11 protein-coding genes are annotated in these 11,248 nt (G+C 70.4%); 3 read left to right on the forward strand and 8 right to left on the reverse strand.

Translation table 11 applies throughout. The features are described 5' to 3' along the window. The first annotated feature begins 209 nt into the window (after window positions 1-209). On the forward strand, window positions 210-893 hold the full coding sequence (locus P8934_RS17175; RefSeq protein WP_278032066.1) for an HAD-IA family hydrolase: 684 nt from the start codon (window positions 210-212) through the stop codon (window positions 891-893). A 111-nt stretch (window positions 894-1,004) separates the two neighbouring features. After that, window positions 1,005-1,379, forward strand: a complete 375-nt coding sequence (locus P8934_RS17180) for a translation initiation factor Sui1 (protein WP_278032067.1) — start codon at window positions 1,005-1,007, stop codon at window positions 1,377-1,379. Here the strand turns inward: P8934_RS17180 and P8934_RS17185 are convergent. Further along, window positions 1,360-2,241 carry an NAD-dependent protein deacetylase gene (locus P8934_RS17185; protein WP_278032068.1) on the reverse strand — a complete coding sequence of 294 codons (882 nt, stop codon included), beginning with the start codon at window positions 2,239-2,241 and terminating at the stop codon, window positions 1,360-1,362. The genes P8934_RS17180 and P8934_RS17185 overlap by 20 nt on opposite strands. Before the next feature lie 114 nt (window positions 2,242-2,355). Between P8934_RS17185 and P8934_RS17190 the strand changes: the two genes are divergently transcribed. Next, window positions 2,356-3,267 carry a nuclease-related domain-containing protein gene (locus P8934_RS17190; protein WP_278032069.1) on the forward strand — a complete coding sequence of 304 codons (912 nt, stop codon included), beginning with the start codon at window positions 2,356-2,358 and terminating at the stop codon, window positions 3,265-3,267. Here P8934_RS17190 and P8934_RS17195 read toward each other — a convergent pair whose 3' ends face one another. The 7 genes from P8934_RS17195 to P8934_RS17225 form a co-directional block, all read right to left on the reverse strand. Then, window positions 3,268-4,041: a ribonuclease I gene (locus tag P8934_RS17195; protein ID WP_278032070.1), complete on the reverse strand. Its 774-nt coding sequence runs from the start codon at window positions 4,039-4,041 to the stop codon at window positions 3,268-3,270. A gap of 2 nt (window positions 4,042-4,043) precedes the next feature. Beyond that, a complete protein-coding gene (locus tag P8934_RS17200) occupies window positions 4,044-5,393 on the reverse strand; it encodes a deoxyguanosinetriphosphate triphosphohydrolase (RefSeq protein WP_278032071.1) in 1,350 nt (449 codons plus the stop codon). Between the two features lie 64 nt (window positions 5,394-5,457). Beyond that, a complete protein-coding gene (locus P8934_RS17205) occupies window positions 5,458-6,954 on the reverse strand; it encodes a tripartite tricarboxylate transporter permease (protein ID WP_278032072.1) in 1,497 nt (498 codons plus the stop codon). A 9-nt stretch (window positions 6,955-6,963) separates the two neighbouring features. After that, window positions 6,964-7,440, reverse strand: coding sequence for a tripartite tricarboxylate transporter TctB family protein (locus tag P8934_RS17210; protein WP_278032073.1), 477 nt, complete (start codon window positions 7,438-7,440; stop codon window positions 6,964-6,966). Next, window positions 7,437-8,423 carry a tripartite tricarboxylate transporter substrate-binding protein gene (locus tag P8934_RS17215; RefSeq protein WP_278032074.1) on the reverse strand — a complete coding sequence of 329 codons (987 nt, stop codon included), beginning with the start codon at window positions 8,421-8,423 and terminating at the stop codon, window positions 7,437-7,439. The genes P8934_RS17210 and P8934_RS17215 overlap by 4 nt, the downstream gene beginning before the upstream one ends. Window positions 8,424-8,514: 91 nt before the next feature. Continuing rightward, a complete protein-coding gene (locus P8934_RS17220; protein WP_278032075.1) occupies window positions 8,515-9,720 on the reverse strand; it encodes a CoA transferase in 1,206 nt (401 codons plus the stop codon). 2 nt (window positions 9,721-9,722) lie between these two features. Next, window positions 9,723-10,676, reverse strand: a complete 954-nt coding sequence (locus tag P8934_RS17225) for a hydroxymethylglutaryl-CoA lyase (RefSeq protein WP_278032076.1) — start codon at window positions 10,674-10,676, stop codon at window positions 9,723-9,725. Window positions 10,677-11,248: the final 572 nt, after the last annotated feature.

Below are 11,248 nucleotides of genomic sequence, written 5' to 3' on the forward strand. Positions count from 1 at the left end.
TCAGTATAGGCATGAGCCCCGGTGGCCGCGAATGCCGCCAGGGAGCGACGATCACCGCCACGCTGGCATGGAGCGGTGACGCCAGCAGTGTCCCGACATTCAAGAACACTGTTCACAAAATAGGGAAACTGGGCTTTAATATTGGGCAGGAAGACCCGACATCTGTAACAATGAGCTTATAACGTTCTGATTCATCGTGAGGCCCGGTGATGGCACGCCCCCTCTGCCTGCTCTTCGATTGCGACGGCACCCTGGTCGACAGTGAGCCGCTGCTCGCCGACGAGATGTCGTCCAGCCTGACCGACGCCGGCCTGCCCTTCCAGGCCAGCGACTACATGGGAGAGTTCCGCGGGGCCCGCTTTCGCCACATCGTCGCCGAACTGGAGCGCCGCCACGGCAGCGTGGATCCGGCGCGTCTCGATACCCTCGAGTGCCGCATGCGCGCCAACCTCAACCGGCGCCTGGCCAGCGAACTGATCGCGATCGCGGGCGCCACCGAGGCCCTGGCCGACCTCGCTGGCCATCCCATGGGAGTGGTCTCCAACGGCCCGGAGAACAAGATCCGCACCTCGCTTGCGGCCACCGGGCTCGCCGAGGTGTTCGGCAATCGCCTGTTCAGCGCCTACACGGCCAACTGCTGGAAACCGGACCCCTGCCTGTTCCGTCATGCCGCCAGCCTGATGGGCTTCGCGCCCGAGGAGTGCGTGGTCATCGACGATGCCCTGGTGGGCGTCAGGGGCGCCCTGGCCGCCGGCATGACGGTGATCCACCTCAACCGCTTTCCCGACGTCGAGGAGACGCCAGCGGGGGCCATCATGATCAGCAACATGTTCCAGCTGCCCACGGTGATCGGCCACCTGGAGACTGGCCGTGCCCTGGCCGCCCACGCCTGATATCCACACCCCCTTCCCGCCAGCCTCCTGTGGACAGGTTCTTCCACGGATGCAGCCCCCCAGCGGCAGGGCTATCATCGCCCGGACACTCTCGAACGCGAGGAGCTCCACATGGCATCCCTGAAGGACCAGCTCGGCGGCCTGGTCTACTCCACCGAACATGGCGATACCTGCCCGGACTGCCGGCGGCCCCTGGCCGAGTGCGAGTGTGCCGATCAGGCCGAACGGGCCCGCCTGGCCGAGCTGGACGGCATCGTGCGCATACGCCGCGAGACCAGCGGCCGCAAGGGCAAGGGCGTGACCACCCTCGAGGGCATCCCGCTGCCTGCCGGCGAGCTCAAGGCCCTGGCCAAGGCGCTCAAGAAGCGCTGCGGCACCGGCGGGGCGGTCAAGGAGGGCGTCGTCGAGATCCAGGGCGACCACCGCGAGCTGCTCAAGGACGAGCTCGAGAAGCGCGGCTACCGGGTCAGGCTGGCCGGCGGCTGAGCCCCCGGGGTGGGCCGCCTTCCAGCATCCCGCACAGGGCACCCAGGGCCGCGGCCGGGGCCTGGACCTTGAGCGCATAGAGCGCATCGGCCCGGGTGCGGCCGAGGTTGAGACAGGCGATGGGCTGGCCCTCCCGGGCCGCCGCCCGGGCGAAGCGGAAGCCCGAGAAGACCATCAGCGACGAGCCCACCACCAGCAGCGCATCGCTCTCGGCCTGCAGGGCGAAGGCGGCCTCCACGGTGGCGCGCGGCACGCTGTCGCCGAAAAACACCACGTCGGGTTTCCAGATACCGTCGCCGCAGCGCGTGCACCCGGGCACCTGGAATGCCGAGAAGTCGGCCTCCAGGTCGGCGTCGCCGTCCGGGCCCGCCCGGGCGCCAGCCTCCCGCCAGTGCGGGTTGCGGGCGGCCAGCTCGGCATGCAGGTCATGGCGCATGCGCCGGGCACCGCAGCCCATGCAGCGCACCATGTCGGCGCGGCCGTGGAGGTCGATCACCCGCCGCGAGCCGGCCCGCTGGTGCAGGCCATCGACGTTCTGGGTGATCACGCCGTTCACGTGGCCCAGCGCCTCGAGCCGCGCCAGGGCCTCATGGGCCGCATTGGGCCTGGCCTCCTGCAGGGTGCGAAAGCCCACCAGGGCCCGTGCCCAGTAACGCTGGCGCGCCGCATGGCTGGCCATGAACACCTGGTGCTGCATCGGCGGCGGGCGCTTCCAGTCGCCGCGGTCGTCGCGGTAGTCGGGAATGCCGCTGGCGGTGCTGATGCCGGCCCCGGTGAGCACCGCCAGGCGCGGGTACCGCGCGACGAAGGCGGCGAGTGCCTCGAGGTCATGGGCCGGTGTCGCTGTCGTCGCCTGTCTCACGCCTGCCTCCTCACGCCTCATCGTTCGTCCCTCGCCTGCCACGCCGAAAGAGCATGGCCCCGCGAGGGGGAGGTTGTCTAGAATGGGCGCTCCCCCTCAGGGCAAGGAATCCCGATGGCCTGGCTGGAATACCTGCTCCCGCTGATCTTCCTGTTCCCGCTGGCGGCCACCGCGCTGATCGTGGTGGCGCTGCGCAACCTGCACGATGCCCGGGTACGCTCGCCCTTCGACGCCCACCCGCTGCGCGAGCCGGGCCAGGCCCTGCGCGACCGCCTCGACCGCGCCTTCGCCGGCCTCTTCCTCGACGGCGCCCTGGGCCCCATCGTCACCCTGGCGCCGCTGGTCTACGGCATGGGCCGCATGCTCTTCTCCAGCGAGCAGGACTGGATCGAGTGGGCGCTCTACGGCGCGCTCTGCACCCTGCTGGCGCTGGTGTTCTGCTTCCTGCTGATCCGCGACTTCCAGCGCATCCGCCGGCTCAAGCTGGGACTGGCCTGCGAACTCGCCGTGGGCCAGGAGCTCGAGCGGCTGATCCGCCCCGAGGCGCACCCCTACTACGTCTTCCACGACGTGCCCGGCGATGGCTACACCATCGACCATGTGGCGGTCACCCCCCACGGCATCTTCGTGGTCGAGACCCGCGCCCGCACCCCCGCCATCACCCCCGGCGGCCGCGAGGTCAACCTGGTCGCCGTGGAGCCGGACCGCCTGCGCTTCCCGGGCTGGAGCGAGCGACGGCCGCTGCGCAAGACCCGCCAGGCCACGCGCTGGCTGACCGGCTGGCTCGAGCACCAGGTCGGCGGCCCGGTGCCGGTCAAGGGCGTGCTGGCCCTGCCGGGCTGGGAGATCGACGCCAGCCAGGCGCCGGACGACCTGCTGGTGGTGGGTGGCGGCGACCTGGCCAGGCGGCTCACCGCGACCCGGCTGGGCGAGGTCGACGACGCCACCCACGATGCCGTGATCACGGCCCTGCGTCATCGCGCCAGCCTGCTGGACCTGCCGCCCCTCGAGGGCCCCTCGGTCTGATCAGTCGAAGGTGGCGATGCGCACCCGGGTCGCGCAGCGGCCGCGATCCTGGCGCACCAGGCTCTCGGCCGCCGGGAACGCCGCCAGGCGAGCGGCATCGATGCCGATGCGCACCTCGGTGAGCAGGCGATTGCCGCGCCCGCGGCACTCCAGGCGCAGTGCACGTCCCGTGTCCTCGCCGAAGGCCGCCTCGAAGGCATTGATCAGCGCATTGCGCCCCACCTCGCCGCCCTGGTTGAGGGTCACGAAGGCCGCGAAGGCACTGGCGTTGACCCTCTCCAGCAGCGCCACCGAGGCCGAGAAGTACCGCGCCTCGGGCAGCGCCAGGCAGGCGGCGTGCTTGGCATACTGGTAGCGGTCCAGGCAGCTGGCGCGCCCCGGCATGGCGGCGTCCAGCGCCTCCCCCAGCGCCGCCGGCAGGTCGAGGGGCGGATGGGCGCGGCAGAAGCTGCCGGCGGGCCGCGGCGTCTCGAGGAAACAGCCCTCGCGCCACCAGCGGCGCCGGTCGACGCCACGCGCGGTGAAGCGCTCGGGCAGCGAGGGCCAGAGGCCATGCAGCACGAAGCCCCGCTCGGCCCCCTCGCGCAGCTCCGGTTCACGGCACTCCCGGGGCGGCCGCGAGCGGCTCGCGCAGAAGCCGGGGTGCCAGGTCAGCGCCAGGGTGTAGTGGTCGAAGCCCTCGCCCGGCAGCCCCTCGAAGGGTTCCTGTGCCAGCGCGAGGCTGGCCAGCAGGGCCGCCGCCAGGCCCAGCAGCGGCCGGCACCAGGCGCGCATGCTCAATCCCCCCGCAGCCGGCCGCCCATTTCCTGGGCGAGGTCCACGGCATAGTGGTCGGTCATGCCGCCGATGAAGTCGAGCATCCGCCGGTAGCTGTCGTAGAGGCTCCAGGAGGGGCGCGGCGTGTTCTCGCCGATCAGCGCCAGCACGCGCTGGTGCTTGAAGGTGGAGCGCCCATGGTGGTGCAGCTCGTGGGCCGCCCCGATAAAGGCCTCGAGCAGGATCCCCAGCGTCGTGTAGGCGCCGATCTCCAGCTTGGCCTTGCGCTCGTTCTGGAAGATCCGCTCCCGGGCCAGCTGCTTGGCCGCCTTCACGCCCCAGCCCAGATCTGGATGGCAGAGTTCCAGCAGGTCATCCTTGAGGCGCCCGCCCAGCAGCTCGGCCTCGTGCTGCACGAACACCGCCCCCACGTCGTTCACCGCCCGCTCCATGGCCGCCCCGCGCAGCGCGGCGATGCGCCGCCGCTGGGAGACTCCGTGGCGCTGCATGGCGGCATAGTCGGCGGGCTCGCCGCCGGCGATCTGGATCAGGATCCCGGCCACCTCCTCATAGCGCAGGATGCCCATCTCCAGGCCATCCTCCAGGTCGAGCAGCGCGTAGCAGATGTCGTCGGCGGCCTCCACCAGCCAGGCCAGCGGGTGGCGGCACCAACGCCCCTCGCCGCGGGGCAGCAGGCCCAGCCGCTCGGCCACCTCGGCCAGCAACTCGCGCTCGCTCTGGTAGCAGCCGAACTTGCCGGCCGCCCCGCCGTGCTCCACGGTCCAGGGGTACTTGAGCAGGGTGCCGAGCGTCGCCGTGGTCAGGCGCATGCCGCCGCGGAACTGGTTGTACTCCACCTGGGTGACGATGCGAAAGCCCTGGGCGTTGCCCTCGTAGGTGAGCAGGTCCTGGCGCTCGGGGGCCGAGAGCCCCTCCAGCAGGCCGCTGCCATCGGCCGCGGCCCGGGCGAACCAGTCGCGGATGGCGTACTCGCCGGCATGGCCGAAGGGCGGGTTGCCGATGTCGTGGCCCAGGCAGGCCGCCTGGACGATCACCCCCAGGTCCGCCGGGGTGATCCAGTCGGGCAGGCGGCCGCTGAGCCGCTCGCCGACGATCATCCCCAGCGAGCGTCCCACGCAGCCCACCTCCAGGGAGTGGGTCAGGCGGGTGTGGATATGGTCGTTGTCGGTCAGCGGGTGGACCTGGGTCTTGCGCCCCAGGCGCCGGAAGGAACCGGCGAAGACGATGCGGTCGTGGTCCTTGTGGAAGGGGCTGCGGCCGATCTCGTCGCGGCCGCCGCCGGGGCGCTCGCCGCGCCGGTCGTGCAGGCGCCCCGGGTCGAGCAGCCGCTCCCAGCTCATCTGCGTCATGGGCGTTCTCTCCTTGGATGGACCATTCTGGCAGCCCCGGGCGCCGGCGCCCAGCCCGGAAAGCCTAGGCGAGGCGGCCCCTGACCAGCCAGGAGTAGACCAGGCCGGCGACGATCAGGGTGACGGCGAAGAGGTAGATGCCCACCGAGATGCCGCTGCTCCACAGGATGCTCCACTCCCCGCCCGAGATTGCCATGGCGCGGCGCAGGTTGAACTCCATCTGTCCGCCCAGCAGCAGGCCCAGCACCACCGGCACCGTGGGGATCTCCAGCTTGCGCAGCGCATAGCCCAGCACCCCGAAGCCCAGCATCATGTAGAGGTCGAAGGCGCTGTTGTTGAGCGAGTAGACGCCGACGAAGGCCACCATCACCACCATCGGCATCAGGAACCAGCCCGGCGCCAGCAGCACCCTGGCAAACAGGCTCACCAGCGGCACGTTGAGCACCAGCAGCACGAAGTTGCCGATCACCAGCGCCGCCACCAGCCCCCACACCATCTCCGGCTGCTGTTCGAAGAGCAGCGGCCCCGGGGTGATGTTCATCGACAGCAGCAGCGCCAGCAGGATCGCCGTGGTGCCGCTGCCGGGTATGCCCAGCGACAGCATGGGAATCAGCGCCCCGCCGGCGGCGGCGTTGTTGCCCGCCTCGGGCGCCGCCACGCCGCGCGGATCCCCCTCGCCGAAGCGACCGCCGCGCCCGACCCAGCGCTTCTCGAGCATGTAGGCGAGGAAGCTGCCCAGCGCCGCACCCGCCCCGGGCAGCACCCCGGCCACGAAGCCGATCAGCGAGCCGCGGGCGATGGTCGGCGCGCAGCGGCCGGCGGAGCGCACTCCGGGCATCGCCGAGCCGAGCCTCAGGGTCGGGCGGCTGGTGCCGCGGATGTCCTCCAGGTAGATCAGGCACTCCGAGATGGCGAACAGCCCCACCAGGGCGACGATGAAGTCGATGCCGTCGTAGAGCTCGTAGAGCCCGAAGGTGTAGCGCGGCACCCCGCTCACCGCATCGATGCCGACGCTGCCCAGCAGCAGCCCCAGGAAGGCCGCGATGAAGCTCTTGACCAGGCTGCCGCCGGTGACCCCGCCGATGGTGGCGAAGGCCAGCACGAACAGCGCGAAGTACTCCGCCGGGCCGAAGCGGATGGCAAACTGGACCAGCAGGGGGGCGAACAGCGCCAGCCCCAGGGTGGCCACCGCGGCGCCGACGAAGGAGGCCACCGCGGAGAGTCCCAGCGCCTCGCCGCCCCGCCCCTGCAGCGCCATGGGATAGCCGTCCAGGGTGGTCATCATGGCCGGCTCGTCGCCGGGGATATTGAGGACGATGGAGCTGATGCGTCCGCCATACATGCAGCCGTAGTAGACGCTGACCAGCAGGATCAGCGCCCCCGTGGCCGGCAGGCCGAAGTTGAAGGAGAGCGGGATCATCAGCGCCACGCCGTTGACCGGCCCCAGGCCGGGCAGCGCGCCGATCAGGGTGCCGATGACACAGCCGATGAAGGCGAGGAAGAGGTTCTGGGGCTCCAGGGCCACGGCAAAGCCCTGGGCGAGGAAGGCGAGGATATCCATGTCGCGGTGTTACCAGTCCAGGCCCGGCATGTCGGGAAGCGGAATACCGAGGGCGAATTCGAAGAGCGCGTAGAGGGCCAGGGCGAGCACGGCGCCGCTGACCAGGGCGGGCTTCCAGGCGGCTCCGAACAGGCGGACCAGCAGTACCACCGCCACCAGGGAGGCCGGCAGGAAGCCGAGCGGCTTGACCAGGCCGGCAAAGCTCGCCAGCACCAGCAGGGTCAGCGCCTGGCGCAGCAGGGCGGCGCGACCCGGCCAGCGCTGGTTGACGCCGGGACGCAGGATCAGCAGCAGCGACAGCCCCGCCAGGGGCAGGCTGATCAGGCGCGGGTATTCGCCCGGCCCGATGGGTTGCATGAAGCCCGACTCCAGGTCGTGGGAGAGCCACCAGGCCCCCACCGCCAGCACCAGCAGCAGGGCCCCGGCGATGCGGTCGCCGATGACGCCGGGCACCCGCCCGGCATCGCCGTGGAGGGGATCACTCACTCGATGACCCCGATCTCCCGGGATATGGCCTCCACCTCGTCGATGGAGTCGCGGACGAAGGCATCGAACTCGTCACCGCCGCGCCACAGCGGGACCAGGCCGTTCTGCTGGGCGACCTCCTTCCACTCGTCGCTGTCGTAGAGCGCCTGGAGGTCCTCCACCAGGGCGGCGTAGTCCGCGTCGGAGACCTCGCCGCCGGTGTAGAAGCCACGCCAGTTGTAGCCCGCCACGTCATAGCCCTGGGAGGCGGCGGTGGGAAGCTCGGCGAAGGGCTCGGGCAGCGGCTCCTCGGAGAGCACCGCCAGCACGCGCACGTCCCCCGACTCGATGAAGCCGGCGATCTCCCCCAGGTCGGTGGAGACCACATCCACATGGCCGCCCATCATCTGGGTCACGGCGGGCCCGCCCCCGTCGAACTGCACCCAGCGCAGGCTGCCGATCTGGTCATCCGGCATGCCGGCCTCCTTGGCCAACATCAGCGCGCGGATATGGTCCCAGCCACCGGCCCCGCTGGAGCCAGCCATGGCCAGAGACCCCGGATCCTCGACCAGGGTCTCGAGCAGCTGCTCGAGGCTCTGATACTCGCTCTCGTCGTCGACCAGGATGACGCCCACGTCGGTGCCGAGCATGGCCAGCCAGCGCATGGTGTCGGCACCGCCGGGATACCTGCCCTGGGCGATCTGGGTGATCCCCACGGTGCTGGTGGCGACGATCAGGTCGCTGTCATCGGCGCGGTTGCTCTCGACGTTGGCGAAGGCCACGGCACCCACCCCGCCCGGCATGTTGGTGACCTGCACCGGCCCGTCCGTCAGTTCCAGGTCGAGCAGCAGCTTGCCCACCGAGCGGCAGGTGAAGTCCCAGCCGCCGCCGGGATCCGCCGGGGCGATGCACTCGCTGATGGGCAGGGCGTGGCCAGGCATGCTGGTGACCAGGCCGAGGCCCATCAGGGCCGAGGCGGCAAGCCCCCGAGTGGCGTGCTTCATGGTTGGCATCTCGTTGATCCTCCAGTTGTTGTTATAGCGACTGTTGTCATGGCCGCGGGCCCCTCCGGGCCCGACCCTCTGCAGCGTAGGTTCAAATCACGCCCTGCGCCTCCAGGGCCTTCAACTCGCCATCATCGAGGCCGAGCTCCGCCAGGACCTCGCGGGTATGCTCGCCGAGTCGGGGCACGGGATGGTGCACCGCCGCCGGCGCCTCCCGCATCTTCACAGGAAAGCCGGTCACGGGAATGCGGCCGAGCTCGCCCTGGTCGAGTTCGAGCCGCATCTGCTGCGCCTGGACCTGCGGGTCCGCAAAGGTCTCGCGCAGGTCGTGGACGCGTCCGCAGGGCACCCCGGCCCGGTTGAGGTGGTCGATCCAGGCGTCGACGCTGCGCGTCTCGGTCACCGCCGTCAGGCACTCGCGCAGCGCCTCCCGGTTGGCCATGCGCCGGGCATTGTCCACAAAGCGTTCGTCGTCGAGCAGGTGCAGCATCCCCAGGGCCCTGAGCAGGCGCTCCACCATGGCGTCGTTGCTGGGGGCGATGGCCACTTCACCATCACTGGCCCGGAACAGGCCGTAGGGATAGAGCATCGGGTGGTCGTTGCCGGTGCGCGCGGGCACGCGGTCGGTGGCGAAGAACTCCGCGGCCAGGTAACCCATCATGCCGATCAGGCCGTTGGTCAGGGCGGTCTCGACGATGTCCCCCTGGCCACTGCGCTCCCGGCGCACCAGGGCGGCACAGATGCCGAACGCCAGGTTCTGGCTGGCCACCATGTCGCTGATGGGCGGGGCCGCCCGCATCGGCTCGCCGTCGGCCGGGCCGTTGACGCCCATGAAGCCGCTCATGGCCTGGGCAATGAAGTCATAGGCGGGGCGGTCGCGGTAGGGGCCAGTGGAACCGAAGCCGTTGATGCGCCCGACCACCAGCCGCGGGTACTGGGCCCGCAGGGTCTCGTCATCGAGGCCCATCTTCGCCAGCACGCCGGGCCGGAAGTTCTCCACCAGCACATCGGCCTTCTCGAGCAGGCGGTGGAGCACCGCCTTGCCCGCCTCCTGGCGCAGGTCCAGCGTCATGGAGCGCTTGTTGCGGTTGAACTGGGCGAAGTACCAGCTGAAGCCGTTGACCATGTTGCCCTGGGCGCGCACGACGTCGCCGCGTCCCGGGGATTCCACCTTGATCACCTCGGCCCCGTGGTCGCCCAGGATCTGGGTGCAGAAGGGGCCGGAGATCACCCGGGTCAGGTCGATGACGCGAATCCCCGCGAGGGACCCCGCGGCGGGAGATGGGTGGTCGGACATCCTCAACCTCGTGCGGTGGGAACGGCGGAGCAGTCACCCAGGGCCAGGCGCGGCCCGGCCCTGGAGACCTGGGCGGGGAGCGGCCGCCCCATCAGGCGGGTGGCCAGCCGGCCGGCCTCGATCAGGCCCTCGAGGTCGATGCCGGTCTCGATACCCATCTCGTCAAGCAGGTAGACCAGGTCCTCGCTGGCGATGTTGCCCGACGCCCCCGGGGCGAAGGGACAGCCGCCAAGCCCGCCGATGGAACTCTCGTAGCGGTCGACGCCCAGCCAGAGCCCCTGCATGACGTTGGCCAGGCCGATGCCGCGGGTATTGTGGAAGTGCAGGGTGGGCGGCAGCGAGGGGACGACCTCGCGCAGGTGACGGACCCGCTCGGTGACCAGCGGCGGGGTGGCCATGCCGGTGGTATCGCCCAGCGACAGCCGGGTCGCGCCAAGGTCGGCGAAGTGGCGGGCGATACGCCCCACCGCGCGGACGTCGACGTCTCCCTCGAAGGGACAGCCGAAGGCGGTGGCGATGGCGCCTCGGACCTCGATGCCGCTGCCCTCGAGACGGCGGGCGACCTGCGCGAAGGCCGCCAGGGAGTCCTCGATGCGGCAGTTGACGTTCTTGGCGTTGTGGGTCGCGGAGGCAGAGACGAACAGCACGACCGAGTCGACCCCGGCCTCCAGGGCACGCTCGGCACCGCGCATGTTGGGGACCAGCGCGGAGAGGTGCACGTCCGGGATACCGCGCACGGCCGACACCAGCTCAGCGGCATCGGCCAGCGCCGGCACGGCCCGCGGGCTGACGAAGGAGGTCAGCTCGAACTGCCTGACGCCGGCTGCCACCAGGGCCCTGACGAGCCCTGCCTTGTCCGCGGTGGGAAGCAGCACGGGCTCGTTCTGCAGGCCATCGCGCGGGCCCACCTCGGTGACCTGGACATGCGTCGGAAGCGTTTCGGGTGAGGCGGGCATGGTGCGTCCTGCTGGATGAAAGGGTGCTTATGCATCGACGCTACGGCAGCGCCGTCACGCACAACAATGCGCCTTTCGTCCTAGGCAGGCACGGCTCGCTGACCCTGCGCAGCGGGCCACGATGGCTTCGAATCATGCTTCCGCGCAGGGCGTCCCGGCCATTGAACGCGACGCCCTACGGCTTGGCGGCTTGGCGGCTTGGCGGCTTGGCGGCTTGGAACCAAGCCTACTCCCCGTCTGCCAGCGCCGGCAGCAGGGTCTTCAGCTTACCTGCCCTTCAAGAGAGCGGGTATTGCGCCCCATCTCCTCACTCTCCATCCGCCAGTGCCGGCAGCAGGGCCTTCAGCTTACCTGCCCTTCAAGAGAGCGGGTATTGCGCCCCCATCTCCTGACTCTCCATCTGCCAGTGCCGGCAGCAGGGTCTTCAGCTTACCTGCCCTTCAAGAGAGCGGGTGTTGCGCCCCATCTCCTCACTCTCCATCTGCCAGTGCCGGCAGCAGGGCCTTCAGCTTACCTGCCCTTCAAGAGAGCGGGTGTTGCGCCCCATCTCCTCACTCTCCATCTGCCAGTGC

The organism is Halomonas sp. CKK8, assembly GCF_029625235.1.
GTDB lineage: Bacteria > Pseudomonadota > Gammaproteobacteria > Pseudomonadales > Halomonadaceae > Halomonas > Halomonas ventosae.